21 protein-coding genes and 1 tRNA gene are annotated in these 16,578 nt (G+C 67.6%); 11 read left to right on the top strand and 11 right to left on the bottom strand.

Annotated elements, in window-relative coordinates:
• Positions 1-40 precede the first annotated feature (40 nt).
• Positions 41-307, bottom strand: a complete 267-nt coding sequence (rpmA, locus tag K8P63_RS18280; protein WP_223797415.1) for a 50S ribosomal protein L27 — start codon at positions 305-307, stop codon at positions 41-43.
• 14 nt (positions 308-321) lie between these two features.
• Complete coding sequence (gene rplU, locus K8P63_RS18275; protein WP_223797414.1) at positions 322-672, bottom strand: 50S ribosomal protein L21; 351 nt, start codon at positions 670-672, stop codon at positions 322-324.
• Positions 673-820: 148 nt separating this feature from the next.
• On the opposite strand from rplU, the gene K8P63_RS18270 reads away from it, so the two are divergent.
• Positions 821-1,486: a glutathione S-transferase family protein gene (locus K8P63_RS18270; protein WP_223797413.1), complete on the top strand. Its 666-nt coding sequence runs from the start codon at positions 821-823 to the stop codon at positions 1,484-1,486.
• Between the two features lie 13 nt (positions 1,487-1,499).
• On the opposite strand, the gene K8P63_RS18265 is transcribed toward K8P63_RS18270, so the two are convergent.
• Entirely contained in the window at positions 1,500-1,934 is a 435-nt protein-coding gene (locus K8P63_RS18265; RefSeq protein ID WP_223797412.1) for a cupin domain-containing protein, read from the bottom strand.
• Positions 1,935-1,993: 59 nt separating this feature from the next.
• Between K8P63_RS18265 and dapE the strand changes: the two genes are divergently transcribed.
• The gene (gene dapE, locus K8P63_RS18260) at positions 1,994-3,118 is read left to right on the top strand and encodes a succinyl-diaminopimelate desuccinylase (protein ID WP_223797411.1); all 1,125 of its coding nucleotides are present in this window, start codon (positions 1,994-1,996) and stop codon (positions 3,116-3,118) included.
• Here dapE and K8P63_RS20895 read toward each other — a convergent pair.
• The 3 genes from K8P63_RS20895 to K8P63_RS18245 form a co-directional block, all read right to left on the bottom strand.
• Positions 3,096-3,449: a Smr/MutS family protein gene (locus K8P63_RS20895; protein ID WP_317629326.1), complete on the bottom strand. Its 354-nt coding sequence runs from the start codon at positions 3,447-3,449 to the stop codon at positions 3,096-3,098. The genes dapE and K8P63_RS20895 overlap by 23 nt on opposite strands.
• A gap of 199 nt (positions 3,450-3,648) precedes the next feature.
• Positions 3,649-4,902 (bottom strand): murein transglycosylase A, encoded by a 1,254-nt coding sequence (gene mltA, locus K8P63_RS18250; RefSeq protein WP_398288926.1) that lies wholly within the window; start codon positions 4,900-4,902, stop codon positions 3,649-3,651.
• Between the two features lie 56 nt (positions 4,903-4,958).
• Complete coding sequence (locus tag K8P63_RS18245; protein WP_223797408.1) at positions 4,959-5,603, bottom strand: Tim44/TimA family putative adaptor protein; 645 nt, start codon at positions 5,601-5,603, stop codon at positions 4,959-4,961.
• Between the two features lie 194 nt (positions 5,604-5,797).
• Between K8P63_RS18245 and secB the strand changes: the two genes are divergently transcribed.
• The 5 genes from secB (at position 5,798) to K8P63_RS18220 (ending at position 9,893) form a co-directional block, all read left to right on the top strand.
• The gene (secB, locus tag K8P63_RS18240) at positions 5,798-6,298 is read left to right on the top strand and encodes a protein-export chaperone SecB (RefSeq protein ID WP_223797407.1); all 501 of its coding nucleotides are present in this window, start codon (positions 5,798-5,800) and stop codon (positions 6,296-6,298) included.
• A gap of 36 nt (positions 6,299-6,334) precedes the next feature.
• On the top strand, positions 6,335-7,933 hold the full coding sequence (murJ, locus tag K8P63_RS18235) for a murein biosynthesis integral membrane protein MurJ (protein ID WP_223797406.1): 1,599 nt from the start codon (positions 6,335-6,337) through the stop codon (positions 7,931-7,933).
• 61 nt (positions 7,934-7,994) lie between these two features.
• Positions 7,995-8,282 carry a hypothetical protein gene (locus K8P63_RS18230; RefSeq protein ID WP_223797405.1) on the top strand — a complete coding sequence of 96 codons (288 nt, stop codon included), beginning with the start codon at positions 7,995-7,997 and terminating at the stop codon, positions 8,280-8,282.
• 76 nt (positions 8,283-8,358) lie between these two features.
• Complete coding sequence (gene trpS, locus K8P63_RS18225) at positions 8,359-9,351, top strand: tryptophan--tRNA ligase (RefSeq protein ID WP_223797404.1); 993 nt, start codon at positions 8,359-8,361, stop codon at positions 9,349-9,351.
• On the top strand, positions 9,348-9,893 hold the full coding sequence (locus tag K8P63_RS18220; protein WP_223797403.1) for a GNAT family N-acetyltransferase: 546 nt from the start codon (positions 9,348-9,350) through the stop codon (positions 9,891-9,893). The genes trpS and K8P63_RS18220 overlap by 4 nt, the downstream gene beginning before the upstream one ends.
• Here K8P63_RS18220 and K8P63_RS18215 read toward each other — a convergent pair.
• Positions 9,890-10,261: a DUF1428 domain-containing protein gene (locus K8P63_RS18215; protein ID WP_223797402.1), complete on the bottom strand. Its 372-nt coding sequence runs from the start codon at positions 10,259-10,261 to the stop codon at positions 9,890-9,892. The genes K8P63_RS18220 and K8P63_RS18215 overlap by 4 nt on opposite strands.
• Positions 10,262-10,466: 205 nt before the next feature.
• Between K8P63_RS18215 and K8P63_RS18210 the strand changes: the two genes are divergently transcribed.
• The 4 genes from K8P63_RS18210 to K8P63_RS18195 all read left to right on the top strand — a co-directional run bounded on the left by K8P63_RS18210 (position 10,467) and on the right by K8P63_RS18195 (position 14,383).
• Positions 10,467-11,207: a LuxR family transcriptional regulator gene (locus tag K8P63_RS18210; RefSeq protein ID WP_223797401.1), complete on the top strand. Its 741-nt coding sequence runs from the start codon at positions 10,467-10,469 to the stop codon at positions 11,205-11,207.
• Between the two features lie 113 nt (positions 11,208-11,320).
• A complete protein-coding gene (locus K8P63_RS18205) occupies positions 11,321-12,286 on the top strand; it encodes a PEPxxWA-CTERM sorting domain-containing protein (RefSeq protein ID WP_223797400.1) in 966 nt (321 codons plus the stop codon).
• A 153-nt stretch (positions 12,287-12,439) separates the two neighbouring features.
• Positions 12,440-14,263 carry an ABCB family ABC transporter ATP-binding protein/permease gene (locus K8P63_RS18200; RefSeq protein WP_223797399.1) on the top strand — a complete coding sequence of 608 codons (1,824 nt, stop codon included), beginning with the start codon at positions 12,440-12,442 and terminating at the stop codon, positions 14,261-14,263.
• 44 nt (positions 14,264-14,307) lie between these two features.
• Positions 14,308-14,383, top strand: a tRNA-Glu gene (locus tag K8P63_RS18195).
• A 36-nt stretch (positions 14,384-14,419) separates the two neighbouring features.
• Here K8P63_RS18195 and K8P63_RS18190 read toward each other — a convergent pair.
• Genes K8P63_RS18190 through K8P63_RS18175 form a run of 4 tightly spaced genes read right to left on the bottom strand, consistent with a single transcriptional unit; the run spans position 14,420 to position 16,531 of the window.
• Positions 14,420-15,475: a tyrosine-type recombinase/integrase gene (locus tag K8P63_RS18190; protein ID WP_223797398.1), complete on the bottom strand. Its 1,056-nt coding sequence runs from the start codon at positions 15,473-15,475 to the stop codon at positions 14,420-14,422.
• Positions 15,472-15,690: a helix-turn-helix transcriptional regulator gene (locus tag K8P63_RS18185; RefSeq protein WP_223797397.1), complete on the bottom strand. Its 219-nt coding sequence runs from the start codon at positions 15,688-15,690 to the stop codon at positions 15,472-15,474. Before K8P63_RS18185 ends, K8P63_RS18190 begins: the two co-directional genes overlap by 4 nt.
• Positions 15,691-15,710: 20 nt before the next feature.
• The gene (locus tag K8P63_RS18180) at positions 15,711-16,079 is read right to left on the bottom strand and encodes a hypothetical protein (RefSeq protein WP_223797396.1); all 369 of its coding nucleotides are present in this window, start codon (positions 16,077-16,079) and stop codon (positions 15,711-15,713) included.
• On the bottom strand, positions 16,076-16,531 hold the full coding sequence (locus K8P63_RS18175) for a hypothetical protein (protein WP_223797395.1): 456 nt from the start codon (positions 16,529-16,531) through the stop codon (positions 16,076-16,078). The genes K8P63_RS18180 and K8P63_RS18175 overlap by 4 nt, the downstream gene beginning before the upstream one ends.
• Positions 16,532-16,578 lie beyond the last annotated feature (47 nt).

The following is a 16,578-nucleotide window of genomic DNA, read 5'->3' as shown; positions in this document are numbered from 1 at the left end:
GGGCCGCCCGCTGGACGACCCGTTTTTCAACGTTCGTCCGTTATTCTGCCGCTTCGGCGGTAATCACGCTCACATACGAGCGGCCGAGCTTGCCGGTGTGGAAGGCCACGCGGCCCTCGCTGAGCGCGAAGAGGGTATGGTCCTTGCCCATGCCGACGTTCACGCCCGGATACACCTTGGTCCCGCGTTGGCGGATGATGATGTTGCCGCCGATCACTTCCTGACCGCCGAACTTCTTGACGCCAAGGCGACGGCCGGCCGAGTCGCGGCCGTTGCGGGATGAACCGCCTGCTTTCTTATGTGCCATGTCTCTCTAGCTCCTCAGGCCTCGGCAGCCGCGGGCGCGGCAGCCTTGGCGCGATCCTCGGCCTTGTGATCGCCGATGGCGGTGATCTTCAGGACCGTGTGATACTGGCGATGGCCGTTGCGACGGCGATAATTGTGGCGACGACGCTTCTTGAACACGATGATCTTGTCACCGCGGCCCTGCGCCAGGATCTCGGCCGAGACGGTCAGCCCCTCGACCGACTGGAAGTCGGAGCCTTCGCCCGCCAACAGCACGTCGCCCAGCGACACGGATGCACCGGCATCGCCTTCAATCTTCTCGACGACGATCTTGTCTCCGGGGGCAACGCGATACTGCTTGCCGCCCGTGCGCACGATAGCGAACATGGCCCTTATCACTTCCGATAGATTTGACACGCGAACGACCGACCGGATGGCCGGGTCCGCGAAAGCGCGCCAGCTAGGTGATGAAGCGATTCGTGTCAACCGCCCAGCTCGGCTCGACCGCGCGCGGATCGGCCGTTAAGGCAGCGTCATGCTCAAGATCGTGATCGGCAACAAGGCCTATTCCTCCTGGTCGATGCGCGGCTGGCTCGCCGTCAAGCAGTCCGGCCTGCCGCACGAAGAAATGGTCGTGCCGCTCTACGACGAGAATTGGGATCGCGCGCGCGAAGGGGCCGAATTCGCGCCGTCGTCGGGCAAGGTGCCGATCCTGTGGGACGGCGACATCGTCGTGTGGGACAGCCTCGCGATCATCGATTATCTCGCCGACAAGGCCGGGCGCGACCTATTCTGGCCGGCGGACGATGCCGCGCGGGCGGCGGCGCGCTCGATGGCGGCGGAGATGCATTCCAGCTTCACCGCGCTCCGCCGCGAGCATAGCATGAACGTCCGCGCCCGCTTTCCGCAGGCGCCGCTGTCGCCCGAGGCGGCCGCCGACGTGCAGCGCGTCGTCACCTTGTGGGCGGAGGCGCGGTCGCGCTGGGGCACCGGCGGCGACTTCCTGTTCGGGGCCTTTTCCGCGGCCGACATCATGTTCGCGCCGGTGGTAACGCGGTTCGTCACTTACTCCGTCCCGGTGCCGCGCTTCGCCGTCGCCTATGGCGAGGCGGTGCTGGCGCATCCCTTCGTCGCACAATGGATCGCCGAGGCGCAGGACGAGCCTTGGGTCATCGAGAAATACGAACCGCCGGTGGTCTGAGGCGGCTTCCGCCTCATCCCTTGCGTCGGAAGCCGGTGCCGTCGCCGGGATTGTACAGGTCGATGTCGGGATAGTGGCACGGCGTCTTCATCGGCAGGCCGACCGCGACCATCACGCAATCCACTGTGCCCTCGTTGAGAAGCTGGTGGCCGTTGCCGCCCTTCGGGAAGGCGGCGCAGTCGCCGGGGCCGAGCGGGGTGCGGCCATGATCGTCGACCAATACCGCGTGCCCGGACAGGATGACGACGAACTCGTCCTCCCCTTCGTGCCAATGACGCTGCGAGGAGATGCCGCCCGGCTCGACCCGGATGAGGTTCACGCCGAAGTCGGTGATGCCCGCGGCCGGCGCGAGCCGCTGGTTCCAGCGCTTGCCCATCGGTTCGTGATAGGGCGGCAGATAGCGGCTGCTATTGTCCTTCGGCACGGCGGCGAGATCGATCTTCGGCATGCATGGCCCTCCCGCGGCATAGTCTAGGCAGGGCGCTGGTGCGGCGCTACCGCGCGCCGATGACCATCGATCCCTTCGAGCTCGCCAAGGCGCTGATCGCCTGCCCCAGCGTCACGCCCGCCGACAGCGGCGCGCAGGATGCGCTGGCGGCGGCGCTGGAGGCGGCGGGCTTCACCGTCCACCGTTTTCTCGACGGCGAGGCGCCTGACGGGCCGATCCACAATCTGTTCGCCGTGCGGGGAGCGGGCGCGCCCTTCCTCGCCTTCGCCGGCCACACCGACGTGGTACCCCCCGGCGCGGGTTGGACCGGCGATCCGTTCGTGCCCGAGGTGCGGGATGGGCTGCTGTACGGCCGCGGCGCGGTCGACATGAAGGGCGCGGTCGCCGCCTTCGCTGCCGCGGCGTCGCGCGTGGCGGATCATGCCGGCACGATCGGCTTCATCATCACCGGCGACGAGGAGGGGCCGGCGACCCACGGCACGCGCGCGCTGATGCGCTGGATGGACGCGGCGGGGCAGCGGCCCGACCTGATCGTGGTCGGCGAGCCGACGTCGGCGGTGCGGCTGGGCGACATGATCAAGATCGGCCGGCGCGGCTCGGTCAACATGTGGGTCGACGTGCCCGGCACGCAGGGCCACGTGGCTTACCCGCACCTCGCCGACAATCCGCTGCCGGCGGTCGCGCGGATTGTGTCGGCGCTGTCCGCGATCACGCTCGACGACGGCACCGACTGGTTTCAGGCGTCGAACCTCGAAGTGACCGACGTCGAGGTCGGCAATCGCGCGCACAATATCATTCCCGGTCACGCGCGCATCCGCCTCAACATCCGCTTCAACGACCGCCATCGCGGTGCCGATCTGATCGAGCGGGTGCGCGCGATCGTGGTCGCCGAGGCGCCGCGCGCGACGGTCGAGGCGCGCATCTCGGGCGAGGCGTTCCTCACCGCGCCGGGCGCGCTCTCCGATCTGGTCGCGGCGGCGATCCACGACGTCACCGGGCTCACTCCCGAATTGTCGACCACCGGCGGCACGTCCGACGCGCGCTTCCTCTCGACGATCGCGCCGACGGTCGAGTTCGGCCTGCTCAACGCGACGATGCACAAATTGGACGAGGCGGTGGCGGTGGCCGATCTCCACGCATTGACCGATACCTACGAGGCGATCATCCGCCGCGCCTGCGCCTGAGAATCAGGTAGAGCGCGCCCGTGCCGCCATGGCGCGGATGGGCGTTGCGGATCGCGGCGATCAGGCTGCGATGGCGCGAATGGGCGAGCCAATTGTCGATGTTCGCGCGGATCAGCCCGCGCCGCGTCTCGCTCCCGCGCGGCGGCTTGCCGGTGACCACCAGCAGCACGCGCACCTCGTCGGCGATTGCGTCGGCCAGCGCCGCCTCCAGCGCGGCATGCGCGCCGTCGAGCGTATGGCCGTGCAGGTCGATCGAGCGATCGGGCAGGACCGCGCCCCGCTGCAGCCGTCGGTCCCAGCCGCCATCCAGCGTATTGGCGGGTGCGGTCACCACCCTCTTCCTGTCATCCCGGCGCAGGCCGGGGTCGAGGGCGGCGGTAAGTCCTCGTTTGGCAGGTGTGCCGCGACCTGGATCCCGACCGTCGTCGGGATGACGGGTGGGGGCTGGCTCGACGTCCCCCTCCGCAGGCCGCGCTTTCCCCGCCAGCGGCTTCACCGTGGCGGCGACGCGCGCCCACACGGCGCGATCCTCAGGGTTGAGCCGGCGCCCCGCCACTTGGCCCCCGTCCGTTGATTCGCGCGAGCGTGCCACGCGGCACCAGCACCAGCGCCTGCCCGCGCGCCGACATGCCGCCGGCGGTGATGCGCGCGACCGGGCCCGCCCCCCAGAATGTATCGAAGCGATTCGCGCCCTTGATCGCGCCGCCCGTATCCTGCGCCACCCACAGCCCGGTCGCCTCGGGCCGATCCATCGACAGCCAGACCGGCGCGCCGAGCGGCACGTAATTGGGATCGGCCGCGACCGAGACATGACCTGCGACCGCCACGCCCAGCGCGCCGATCGGGCCGGCGCCCGTCAGCTCGTGGAAGAAGACGTAGCTCTTGTCCTGCTCCATCATCGCGCGCGCATCGTCGGGGTGGTCGCGCATCCAGCCCATCATGCCCTGCATCGACGCGGCCACCGCCACGCCGTTATTGGCGGGATTGTTCGGATCGAAGATCCCGCGGTCGCGCATCAGCCGGCCGATGCCGACATATTCGCGGCCATTCTGTCCATCATAGCCGATCCGCATGATGGTGCCGTCGGGCAGCAGCAGCCGTCCCGATCCCTGGATCTGCAGGAAGAAGAATTCGTAGGGATCCTTCGCCCAGGCGAGTTCGAGCCCTTGGCCGCCAAGCGCACCGCCGTCGATCTCGGCCCGTTCGTAATAAGGCGCGAGGCCGCCATCCTGCATCCGCCCGCGCAGTTTCTTGCCGGTGGTCGGATCGAGCTGATCGATCAGATCGGGCGGGCGGCGGTAGATCGGCACGTCGTAGCCGGGATCGTGCGTGCGCGATCCCTCGATCTCCGGCTCGTAATAGCCGGTGGCGAAGCTCGCGCCGCCGCCGACCAGCACCGTCTCGAACTGGTCGCGGAAGAAGGCGACCGGATCGGCCGGCCCGGCCGCTGCCGCATCGCATGCGGGCTTCCAGTCGAGCGGTTGCGTCAGGCCTGACACGTCGGTGCGCTTGAGCAGGCGCGGGCAGGACAGGCGGAACGCCGCGAGCGCCGCCGCGGCGCTGTCACTAGTGATGTCGAGCGCCGAGACGGGCGGTGCGGCCGACACGCCGCTGGTGACCGCGTCGCGCGGCTTAGGCGGCGCGGGCGGCGGGGTGGGTCGTGGAGCAGGGCGTGCTGCAGCCGGCGGTGGCGGTGCACGGCGCGGTGGCGGCTTGTGCGAAGAGACGCAGCCCGCCAGCAGCATGAGCAGCGCCACGCTCGCGACACGCAGGCGCGCCGACATACTGCCGCGCGCCTCCCATCCGATCATCGCATTGATAGAAAGCATCGTGCCCGCGCTCAGGCGGCTTCGTCCGTCTCGCAGAGGATCCAGTTCGGATCGGCCGAGCGCACGGCGCGGCGGAAGGTCCATACGTCCTGCGTCGGCACGGCGTCGGTCAGCGAACCGGCGATGACGTTGCCGTCGCGATCACGCGTCACCGCCGCGATATCCGCTTCGAAGCGGATGCGGATGAAGGCGACCTGATTCTCGACCCGCGCATCCTCGATCTGCGCCATCTCGACCGACACCAGACGATTGTCGAGATGCTCGCCGACGGCTTCACGTTCGTGGATCGCAGCGGCAAAGGCTTGCGCGACTTCGGTCTCGACCATCTGGCCGATCTGCTCCTCGTCGCCGCGCCAGAAGGCCTCGAGCACCATCGCATAGGCGTTCTTGGCGCCTTCAACGAAACGCACCGCATCGAACTGCGGATCGACTGCCGAGATCGCGCGCAGGCCGGTCGCCGCGGCGGGCGACGGCAGATTGTCGATCGGCGTCACCGCCGGCTCGGTCGTGGGCACGCTCACGGCGGGCGTACGCGGTGCAAGCACCGCATCGGCCTTTGCCATCGGCTGCTCATGCCCGGTGCGACGCCCCAGCACGCTCCACAGTCGGAGTGCGACGAAGACAAACACCATGGCGAGAATGATGAGCGTGGTCACCCTGCCTCCAGAAACTCTAAGTCCGCAACATAGGGACGTGGGCTCCGTTCTGCAAACCGCTTAACGGGGCACACACTAGACGCAGGTCGTGCCGGGGGGTTCCGCATTGCTCTGCCCTGTCGTGGCTGCTAGCGGCGGCGGAACGACGGGCCCCTGCGTGCGGCCCGATCCCGCAATCCGGATCCGAGGATGTCATGGCCGAGAACGAATTCGTCACCGTCAACCCGAACGGCGCGGACAACGGCCCGCAAATCGGCCTGATCGCGCAATATGTGAAGGATCTGTCGTTCGAGAATCCGAACGCGCCGTCGGTCTACCAATGGCCGGCGCAGCCGCGAATCGACGTCTCGTTCAACATCGGCGTCGCGCCGGCGGCGGACGACGTGCACGAGGTGCAGATGAATATCGAGGTCCGCGCGGTCGGCGAGGGCGAGCAGGTCGCGTTCGCGCTCGAACTGCTCTACGCCGGTCTCTTCGGCATCCGCAACGTCGCACCGGAGCAGATGCAGGGCTTCCTCTACGCCGAGGCACCGCGCCTGCTGTTCCCGTTCGCGCGCCGCATCGTCGCCGAGACGGTGCGCGACGGCAATTTCCCGCCTTTGCTGCTCGATCCGATCGATTTCGCGGCGATGTACATGGCGCAGGCCCAGCAGGCGCAGTCGCTCGCCGGAGCAGAGCCCGCGGGCGAAGCCTGAGCCGGTCGAGGCCGGGCTGATCGCCGCGCGCGCCCGATGACGGCCAGGCCGCAATCGGGGTCGAGCGCGGGGCTCGTCCGCAAGCTGGGGTCGGTCGGCGGGCTCACGCTCGCCAGCCGGCTGCTGGCGCTGGTGCGCGATACGCTGCAGGCGAGCTATGTCGGCGCGGGCTTCGCGTCGGACGCCTTCTTCGTCGCCTTCCGCTTGCCCAACATGTTCCGCGCGCTGTTCGCGGAGGGCGCGTTTTCCGCCGCCTTCATCCCCATGTTCAACCGCAAGGTGGCGGAGGAGGGCGGCACGGCGGCCGCGATCGATTTCGCTGAGCGCACGCTTGCCCTGCTTCTACCGGTATTGCTGGTCTTCACCGTCGCGATGATCGTCGCGGCGTGGCCGATCACGTGGGCGCTGTCGGGCGGGTTCGATCGCCAGCATCCGACACACGTGCAATTCGCCTTCGCGGTGATGCTGTCGCGGATCACCATTCCCTATCTGCTGCTCATCAGCCTCGCGTCGCTTTTGGGCGGCATCCTCAATTCGCTCGACCGCTTCTGGGTGAATGCGGCGGCGCCGATCCTGCTCAACGTCGCGATGGTGACGGCGCTGGTCTTCTTCCACGGCCACGATCCCTATGCGACCGCGCGCGCGCAGGCCGTGTCGGTGACGGCGGGCGGCGCGCTCCAGCTCGGCTGGCTGATGTGGGCATGCCGCCAGGCGGGCGTGCGGATGCGGCTGCGCCGGCCACGGCTCGACGGCGATGTGCGCCGGCTGTTGCGCCTGATCCTGCCGGCGGCGGCGGGGGCGGGGGCGTCGCAGATCAACCTCGCCATCTCGACCGCGCTGGCCGGCGGGCTGCTGTCGGCCGGGTCGATCTCGTCCATTTATTATGCCGACCGGCTCAACCAGTTGCCGCTCGGCATGATCGGCATCGGCCTCGGCACCGTGCTCCTGCCCACCGTCTCGCGCCTACTCGGCCAGGGGCGCGACGACGAGGCGATGGACACGCAGAATCGCGGGCTGGAGCTTGCTCTGTTCCTGACGCTGCCGGCGACCGCCGCCTTCATCTTCGCGGCGGGGCCGATCGTGCGCGGCATCTTCCAGCACGGCGCGTTCGATGCGGCCGACACCGCGCGTTCGGCCGGCGCGCTCGCGGCCTTCTCGCTCGGCCTGCCATCCTACGTGCTGGTCAAGGTGCTGACCCCCGGTTTCTATGCGCGCGGCGATACGCGGACGCCGGTACGCTATGCGATCATCTCGGTCGGCGTGAACATCGTCGGCAATCTGGCACTGATCCCGACGATCGGCACGATCGGGCCGCCGCTCGCGACCGCGCTTTCGTCCACGCTCAACGTGGCGATGCTCTACCGCACGCTCGCGCAGCGCGGCCATTTCCATGCCGACGCGCAATTGCGCCGGCGCGTGCCGCGGCTGTTCGTGGCGGCTTTGGCGATGGGCGGCGTGCTCTATCTGCTCGCCCCGCTGGCCGATCCCTATCTGACCCGCGGCATCGCCGTGCGTGCGGCGGCGTTGATCGTGCTCTGCGGCGGCGGGGCCGCCGTCTATGGGCTTGCCTGCTTCGTCACGCGCGCTTTCGGGCCCGACGATCTGCGCCTGCTGCTGCGTCGCCGCCGCGCCTGACCGGCACCAAATGGCGCGGCCGACGTTCCGCCGTCATCGATAACAAAGCAGGAGAGTCCGAATGCGTATCTTGATGATCGCGGCCGCCGCCGCGCTCGCCGCGCCCGCGCTGGCCCAATCCACGACCACGACGACCACCGCCGACCCGATGGCGCCCGTCCCCGCGACCACGACGACCAGCACCTCGACCGGCGATTCGATGAACGGCCCGACCGCCTCGGCGACGACGACGACCAGCGGCGATATGACGATGCCGATGACGAACACGTCGACCAGCCAGAAGACCAAGACCGATCCGTCGACGGGCAAGACCACCGTCAAGACGAAGACGAAGACCAACCCCTGGTAAGCGACGCGCCGGGCGGGGGAGCGATCCCGCGCCCGGCCGCTTGACCTTGCCGCGCGGCTGACCGAAGGCGCGCGCCATGCGCATCGTCTCCGGCATCCAGCCCACCGGCAATCTCCACCTCGGCAACTATCTCGGCGCGATCCGCAACTGGGTGCGGATGCAGGACGAGACGGCGGGCGAGTGCTTCTTCTTCCTCGCCGATCTGCACGCGATCAGCGACTATCAGGAGCCGACGGCGTTCGCGCGCGGCATCCGCGAGATGGCGGCGGCTTTGATCGCCTGTGGCGTCGACCCCGATCGCGCCACCCTGTTCCGCCAGAGCAAGGTTGCGGCGCATGCCGAGCTGCAGTGGCTGCTGAACGGCACCGCGCGCGTCGGCTGGCTCAACCGCATGACCCAGTTCAAGGACAAATCGGGCAAGAATCGCGAGGGCGCCTCGGTCGCGCTCTACACCTATCCGGTGCTGCAGGCGGCCGACGTACTGCTCTATCAGGCGACGCACGTGCCGGTGGGCGAGGACCAGAAGCAGCATCTGGAGCTGGCGCGCGACATCGCGACCAAGTTCAACACCGACTATCAGGTCGAATTGTTCACCCTGCCCGAGCCGATCATCCCCCCGGCCGCCGCGCGGATCATGAGCCTGCGCGACGGCAGCGCGAAGATGAGCAAGTCTGATCCGTCGGACATGAGCCGCGTCAACCTGACTGACGATGCCGACACGATCGCAGCGAAGGTACGCAAGGCGAAGACCGATCCCGAGCCGCTGCCCGAGACCGCCGAGGGCCTCGCCGAGCGGCCGGAGGCGCGCAATCTCGTCGGCATCTATGCGGCGCTGGCAGGCGTCACGGTCGCCGATGTGCTTGGCCGCTTCGCCGGCCAGGGCTTTGGCGCGTTCAAGCCTGCGCTCGCCGATCTGATGGTCGAGACGCTCGGGCCGATCGGCGTCCGCCTGCGCGCGCTGGCGGCCGATCCGGCCGAACTCGACCGGTTGATGGACAAGGGCGCGGAGCGCGCCGCAATCGCCGCCGCGCCGACGCTTGCCGGTGCCTATTCCGCGCTGGGGCTGTGACCGGCGCGACGATCCGCCCCGCCTGCGCCGAGGATGTGGCGGCGCTCGCCGCGCTCAAGCGCGCCACCTTCCGCCAGGCATTTGTCGATGGCGGTTTCCACATCCCCTATCCGGCGGACGACCTCGCCGGGTTCGAACGCGCGAGCTATTCGGTCGAGGCGGTGGCGACCGAACTCGCAGATCCGCAACGGATGCAATGGGTGGCTGAGGCGGACGGGCGTTTCATCGGCTATGCCCATGTCGGGCCGGCCAAATTGCCGCACCCCGATGTTTCGGCAGGCGATGGCGAGCTTTACCAGCTCTATCTGGACGACGCGGCGCAGGGGCTCGGCCTCGGGCGCCAATTGCTCGACATTGCGCTCGATCATCTTGCCGCGGCGCGGCCGGGGCCGATCTGGATCGGGGTGTGGTCGGGCAATCACCGCGCGCAGGCGATCTATGCCAAGCGCGGCTTCGTGAAGGTCGGCGACTATCGCTTCCCCGTAGGGGAGTGGCACGACGACGAGTTCATTCTGCGCCACGAGGGGGCCGCGCGCGATTAGATCTCGACGCCGTCGTCGCGCCCCATGACGGCGATCGGGCAAAAGCATCCCACGATCAGCCGGCTCGCATCGAACGGAATCTCGCCGGCGACGTCCAGCGCGCCGTCGGCGTGCATCCGCTCCTCGGCGGCATCGAGGAAGGCTTTGTCGGGCCAGATCTGCCAGCAGAACACGATCTTCTCCCCGTCGTTCGCCGCGACCGCGCGGCGGAAGTCGGTTTGCTTGCCGTTGGGAACCACATCCTCCCACGACTCGACGATCTCGATGCAGCCATAACGTTTGAAGATGCGCGCGCCATTCTCCGCCCACGCACGATAGGCGTCCATCCGGTCCTCGGGCACGGGGATCACGAGACCTGCGACATACATGGTCGGGCTCCTTCGATGCTGTGCCCGACATCATAGCGCGATCGGGCGCGCCGGGGCAGCTCGGTCCTCCAGAGAATCGTTGCGCTTTCTTAATCTATGCTAGGATCACCCGGCGAAGGCCAGCGGCGAACCGACCCGAACCTGTATCGGACGGCGACATGCGAAGCGGCCTTCGCGCGTAAATTGGGCGTTCGGGGGATGCGTGATGAATTGCGAGACGTCGCTGTCGGTCGAGCTGCCCGATGCCGCCCGGTTCAACCGCAACGTGCGCACGCTGCGCACGCCGATCGAATGCGGTGCGGCATTCCGGGCGCTGATCGCACCGCTCGGCTTCGACACCTTCGCCTGCGGTGAGCTCGACCTCGATCATCGCGAGCGCAACACCTTCTACATCATCGATTGGCCGGAGCGGTGGACGCGCTTCTACACCCAGTCAGGCCTGATCGAGCGCGACCCGATCGTCACCGAACTGGCGGTGCGGCACGCGCCGTTCACGTGGAGCGAGCTTCGCGCCGATCGCAAATTGTCGCAGGCCGGCACCGATGCGCTGAACCTCGCGGCGGCGTCGGGCTGGAACGAGGGGCTGGTGGTGCCGCTGCCGACCGGTGGCCGCCGGATCGGGCTGGTGAGCATGGCCGGCAGCACGACGGTCACCTCGGCGTTGCGCGACCATCTCGCGCTGCTGAGCGTCTGCCTGCACAGCCATGTCCGCACGCTCGTCGCGCGCGAGGGCTTTCCGCTGCCGCCCGCCGGCCTGAGCCCGCGCGAGGTGGAGTGCGTCCGCCTCGTCGCGCGGGGCAAGTCCGACGGCGGCATCGCCGCAGCTTTGGGGATCGCGCCGTCCACCGCGCACGAATTCGTCGAGAAGGCGAAGCGCAAGCTGCGCGCGAAATCGCGGGCCGAGTTGATCGCCGTCGCCGTCGCGCTGGCGATCATCGAACTGTAAACGTCGCCGCACATACGGTTAATTATTTGGGAGCCCCTCCGATTGGAGGGTTTTGATCGGCACCGTCCCGGCCGAGAACCGCCTTCGGCACCTGTGCCGAGGGGGAGTATGCGATGCGTAGATCGAAGATCGGCCGGCTCGTGTCCGGTCCGGCGGCATTCGTCGGTATTGCCGCGGGGATGATGACGCCGACCGCCGCGGGTGCAGCGGGATACAGCGTCAATGCCCGATCCTATTCGCGCGCGGGGCATGCCGGCGGGACGAGCTGCTATTATAATTATGGCGGCGCGACCGGTTGCTCGGGCCTCGACCAGCCGGGCACCGGCGGCACCGTGACCCCCGCAGGTCTCGACGCGACGTCTGCGGCGACCAGTTCGATGCAGACCGGCTATGATTACGGCCAGACTCTGCCCGAGACCACGAGCATGACGGCCGCCGCCGACCTGTCGACCGGCAGCCTGCATTTCACGTCGTCCAACTCGGATGGCGCGCCCGCGTCCAGCTACGGCAGCGGCGGCAGCGCGTCGATCGCCGACACGCTGCATTTCGCGGTCGCCGGCGCATCGAGCGCCACGGTGACACCCATCACCGTCACGTTCACGATCGACGGCACGTTCAAGGCCGGCGGCGGAGATTCGCTCGGCGAATTCTACGGGACGATGGTGTTCGGTTCGAGCGATGCCCAATATTATTTCGTCAACGACGCCGCATCCGGCTTTGCGACCACCGGCACGTTCAGCACCTACCCGTCGGCCTATCCGGGGATCTGGACCTACAATTCGGATTATACCGAGGCGTCCTACACCGAATCCTACAATCTCGTCGGGGACGCGACGGACATCGCCTTCTCGTTGAACGGCTCGTTCAATTGCTACACCGGCGCGATCTGTGATTTCGGCAATACCGCGAAGGTCGGTTTGGTGCTGCCGACCGGCACCACCTACACCTCCGATTCGGGCGTGTTCCTGAGCGCGTCGGGCGCCGTTCCGGAAACGGCGACATGGGCATTGATGCTGTGCGGGTTCGGGCTCGTCGGCGGGGCGCTGCGGCGGCGGGGGGATATGCTGCCGCAACTCTGACCGAAGGAGCAAGACCGGGCGCCGTCGTCGATCGGGGGATCGGCGGCGGCGCTTTGGTATTCCGCGTTCCGGCATCGGCTTCTGCCAGGGCGCGTGCAGGCCTGTTTCCAAGCGTGCTGGTGAATAGCGGCCGCTCACCTATGTAAGGCGGTGATGCCACCCGCTTCTTCCGACATGCCGCCGAAACCCGTGAACGGCGTCGCCGCGCTCCGCCGGTTCCTGCCCTACCTCTGGCCGCAGGATCGGCCGGGCCTGCGGCTGCGCGTGGTGGCGGCGCTGCTGATGGTGCTGGCCGCCAAGTGCATCACGCTGGCGATGCCGTTCACCTATTCGGCGGCGATCAACCGCATGACGCACGGCGCCGATCGCGCGGTCGGGCTCGCGGTCGCCCTGGTCGTCGCTTATGCCGCGGCGCGGTTCGGCGGCGCTCTGTTCGACAATCTGCGCAACGCCATTTTCGAGCGGGTGGGGCAGGAGGCGGCACGGCGGCTGAGCCTGCAGGTGTTCGCGCACCTCCACCGTCTGTCGCTGCGCTTCCACCTCGAGCGGCGCACCGGCGCGCTGACCAAGGTGATCGAGCGCGGCACCAAGAGCATCGACACGATGCTCTATTTCCTGCTGTTCAACATCGCGCCGACCATCTTCGAGCTGGTCGCGGTGTGCGTGATCTTCTTCGTCAAGTTCGGCGCCGGGCTCGTGGTCGCGACCGCAGTGATGGTGACGGTCTACATCGTCTTCACCCAGCGCATGACCAACTGGCGCATCGCGCTGCGCCGCGAGTGGACCGCCAGCGACAGCGAGGCGACGCAGAAGGCGGTCGATTCGCTGCTCAACTACGAGACGGTCAAATATTTCAACGCCGAGGCGGTCGAGCAGCGCCGCTATGGCGAGAGCGTCAAGACCTTGGTCGACACCACCACCAAGGTGGAGGTGTCGCTCGCCTGGATGAATATCGGCCAGAGCTTCATCACCAACCTGATGATGGCCGGTGCGATGGCCTACAGCGTATGGGGATGGAGCGTTGGCCGTTTCTCGACCGGCGACGTGGTGTTCGTGAACACGATGCTCTCCCAGCTATTCCGCCCGCTCGACTTCCTCGGCATGGTCTATCGCGAGATCCGCCAGGGCCTGATCGACATGGAGGCGATGTTCGGCCTGGTCGACACGTCCGAGGAGGTGGTCGACGCGCCCGACGCGCAGCCGCTGCGCGAGGCCGGCGGCGCGGTGCGCTTCGAGGCGGTCGACTTCGCTTATGATCCAGAGCGCCAGATCCTCCACGACATCGACCTTTCGGTGCCTGCGGGCGGCACGCTGGCGGTGGTCGGCTCGTCGGGTGCGGGCAAGTCGACGCTCGCGCGGCTGCTGTTCCGGTTCTACGATGTCACCGGCGGCCGGATCCTGATCGACGGGCAGGATATCGCGCACGTGACGCAGGCCTCGCTGCGCCGCGCGATCGGGATCGTGCCGCAGGATACGGTGCTGTTCAACGACACGATCGGCTACAACATCGCTTATGGCCGCGATGGCGCAAGCCGGGCGGAGGTGGAGGCGGCGGCGCGCGGTGCCGCGATCCACGATTTCATCCTGTCGCTGCCCGATGGTTACGATACGCGCGTCGGCGAGCGCGGGCTCAAGCTGTCCGGCGGCGAGAAGCAGCGCGTCGCGATCGCGCGCACCTTGCTGAAGGATCCGCAATTGCTGATCCTCGACGAGGCGACCAGCGCGCTCGACAGCCGCACCGAAAGCGAGATCCAGGAGACGCTGGCGCGTGTCGCCGAGCGGCGGACGACGATCATCGTCGCGCACCGCCTGTCGACGATCGTCCATGCCGACGAGATCGTGGTGATGGAGCGCGGCCGCATCGTCGAGCGCGGCACCCACGGTACTTTGGTGGCGCTGGACGGCCTCTATGCCGAGATGTGGGCACGCCAGCAGGCCGAACGCGAGGCGGCCGAAGCCGAGATGCAAGCCGCTTGACGCCGGCCACCCGTCCCCATAAGAGCGCCGCTCCGCACCAGATCGGCCCCTTCGTCTAGCGGTCTAGGACGTCGCCCTCTCACGGCGAAAACACGAGTTCGATTCTCGTAGGGGTCACCATCTTGGAATTGCGGGATTTTTTCTGAGGGCTGTCGGCTATTTCCCCACAGTGGGGGATTTCTTTCCCACGAGCCCCATGATCTGGCCCTTTTGAACGCGCTCGGCGGCGCCCTTCGCGACCATCAGCACCCGCGCCCGCTTGGCGTAATGCCTTACGGTTTCGGGGGTCTTTCCGGTGATGGCGCTGATCTCACGATCGGACAGGCCCAGCTCGGTCAGGTAGCAGCACGCGTTCTTTCCGAGCCCATGGAAGGTGTACAGCAGCTGGTCTTCCTCATCGACGAAGCCGAGTTCGTGCATGATCCGACGGATTGACGCCTGCAGGCGGTCGGTGTCGGCGAACGGCTTTCCAGCGCGATCGTAGAGGATCGTCACTGATTTGCGGGGCAGCTTTCTGATCTCAGCCAGCCACAGCGGATGCATCGGCACCGCCGCCTCGGCATCCGTTTTCTTGTGGCGCAATTCCATGATGTGGCTGTCGTGCCATCCATGCTGCATGCGGATGCAGTCGCTTAGTCGCTGACCAGAGCAAAGGCCGGTCACGATCGCCAGCCGAAGCATCGGGCTGGCCTTGCCCAGAACGGCTTCCAACACCTCGACTGGCCAGGGATCATATTCGCCAAGCTCCAGACGGCCGACGCCCGTCGCGGGATTGACGGCGATCCAATCCCGCTCGGTCGCGAAGTCGAGCAGCGCGCGAAGCTTGGAGACGTAGGCGTTGGCCTTCCCCGGCGTGTCGCCCATCTTGTCGCGGATCTTGAACACATGGGACTTGCGCAGATCGGCAACGACTCGATGGCCGTGCTCTGTCTCGATCAGGTCGAGATAGTAGATCCAGCTCTGACGAGTACTGACGGCCATCTTTCGGTTGGCCAGAACCGGCCGAAACTCCTCGACGAGCAGCTTGAACGACCCCGGCAGGCCTTTCTCGCGCGCCGGCGGCTGCTTGTTCAGCAGCGCCAGTTCCTCGGCGAACCGTGGATCGGTAGGATCGGGGAGCTTCACGTAGAGGTCGCCCCAGCGACCGTCAGGCTTTTTGATCCTAAAGCGCCGGTACGTGATGCCATTCTTCTGGCAAACGCCAGGGATCATAAGTCGTCCCATGAGGAGCCCTTGACCTCGCCGAGTCCCGAAAGGGCGTCAACATAGCGGTCGAGCAGCTTGATGTCCCATAGCAGTCGTCGCCCATCCTTGTGGGGTTGCGGCAGTTCGCGGCGCTGCCAGCGATCCCGAAAGCGCGTCTTTCCGATTCCGAGATACGCAGCTGCGGTATCTTCGTCGATCAGGCGCGGCGTCGGCATCGCCACATGAGACGATCGCACCGCGCTCACGGTCGGCCGAAGCCGAGCTGGTAGCGGATCGACAGATATTCGGGTAGGCCCATGCGGCCGGCGTCGGCATCCTCGTCGCGCCAGCGGTTGATGAGCTGGTCGGCATCCTGATGCGCCCGCGCTCCGGTGACGCGATCGCCGCGCGTGCCGCCCCGCGTCATGCGCGCGACGACGGCGAAGGGATAGAGCTGCGCGCCGCGATGGCGGTTGCGCGCCTCCCAAGCCCGGCCATGGCCGCGATTGCAGAAGATCTGGAACGGGTGCACGCGTGGGAAGCGCTCCCCGCATTCGGGGCAACCATGCGCCGACAATGGCAATGATGCCTCAGCGGCGATCTGGCGGGGTGTCCCGGCGGAGGACGTCATGCTGCCCGATCCACCGGGCAACGGGTGCGCAGTTCGGCCGTCAGTTCGGCATAGAACATCGGCCCCAACGGGCTCGACGCGTGCCAGAGTAGTGCCTGCCCGAGATGTAGTCGTTCGAGGGCGCGTGCGACCGGCCGGATCACGTCGGCCGCAACGCACCGATCGTTGGCGGCGCGGATCAGATCCTCGATCGAGAACCCCGAGCAATTCACCTCGGCGCGGGTCGCGCCCGTCGCTGAGGGAAGGACTGCCGGCAGCGCGGCGCGCGCGCGTTGGCTCGTCGCTTCCAAGCGGTGAACGGCGCCGGCGAGCGCTTCGCGCTTTTCTTCACGCGTAGCGCTTTCGTCGCGGGCAGGGGTGGCGCGGCCGGCGTAAAGGGCAGAAATCCTTCGCCAATCGGCAGCGATGGCAGCCATGATGCGGATGCCGGACGCCGCCTCGGCCTGGGTCATCTTCCCCGCGTCAATCTGCGAAGGGTAACGACGCTGACGTTCCGCTA

The organism is Sphingomonas nostoxanthinifaciens, from assembly GCF_019930585.1.
Lineage (GTDB): Bacteria > Pseudomonadota > Alphaproteobacteria > Sphingomonadales > Sphingomonadaceae > Sphingomonas_I > Sphingomonas_I nostoxanthinifaciens.
This window is presented reverse-complemented; position numbering and strand designations above follow the sequence as displayed.

Bases quoted from the DNA above. Each gene is read 5' to 3' on its own strand.
- rpmA (WP_223797415.1), bottom strand. From the start codon at position 307: ATGGCACATAAGAAAGCAGGCGGTTCATCCCGCAACGGCCGCGACTCG.
- rplU (WP_223797414.1), bottom strand. From the start codon at position 672: ATGTTCGCTATCGTGCGCACGGGCGGCAAGCAGTATCGCGTTGCCCCC.
- K8P63_RS18270 (WP_223797413.1), top strand. From the start codon at position 821: ATGCTCAAGATCGTGATCGGCAACAAGGCCTATTCCTCCTGGTCGATG.
- K8P63_RS18265 (WP_223797412.1), bottom strand. From the start codon at position 1,934: ATGCCGAAGATCGATCTCGCCGCCGTGCCGAAGGACAATAGCAGCCGC.
- dapE (WP_223797411.1), top strand. From the start codon at position 1,994: ATGACCATCGATCCCTTCGAGCTCGCCAAGGCGCTGATCGCCTGCCCC.
- mltA (WP_398288926.1), bottom strand. From the start codon at position 4,902: ATGTCGGCGCGCCTGCGTGTCGCGAGCGTGGCGCTGCTCATGCTGCTG.
- secB (WP_223797407.1), top strand. From the start codon at position 5,798: ATGGCCGAGAACGAATTCGTCACCGTCAACCCGAACGGCGCGGACAAC.
- murJ (WP_223797406.1), top strand. From the start codon at position 6,335: ATGACGGCCAGGCCGCAATCGGGGTCGAGCGCGGGGCTCGTCCGCAAG.
- K8P63_RS18230 (WP_223797405.1), top strand. From the start codon at position 7,995: ATGCGTATCTTGATGATCGCGGCCGCCGCCGCGCTCGCCGCGCCCGCG.
- trpS (WP_223797404.1), top strand. From the start codon at position 8,359: ATGCGCATCGTCTCCGGCATCCAGCCCACCGGCAATCTCCACCTCGGC.
- K8P63_RS18215 (WP_223797402.1), bottom strand. From the start codon at position 10,261: ATGTATGTCGCAGGTCTCGTGATCCCCGTGCCCGAGGACCGGATGGAC.
- K8P63_RS18210 (WP_223797401.1), top strand. From the start codon at position 10,467: ATGAATTGCGAGACGTCGCTGTCGGTCGAGCTGCCCGATGCCGCCCGG.
- K8P63_RS18205 (WP_223797400.1), top strand. From the start codon at position 11,321: ATGCGTAGATCGAAGATCGGCCGGCTCGTGTCCGGTCCGGCGGCATTC.
- K8P63_RS18200 (WP_223797399.1), top strand. From the start codon at position 12,440: ATGCCACCCGCTTCTTCCGACATGCCGCCGAAACCCGTGAACGGCGTC.
- K8P63_RS18190 (WP_223797398.1), bottom strand. From the start codon at position 15,475: ATGATCCCTGGCGTTTGCCAGAAGAATGGCATCACGTACCGGCGCTTT.
- K8P63_RS18180 (WP_223797396.1), bottom strand. From the start codon at position 16,079: ATGACGTCCTCCGCCGGGACACCCCGCCAGATCGCCGCTGAGGCATCA.
- K8P63_RS18175 (WP_223797395.1), bottom strand. From the start codon at position 16,531: ATGACCCAGGCCGAGGCGGCGTCCGGCATCCGCATCATGGCTGCCATC.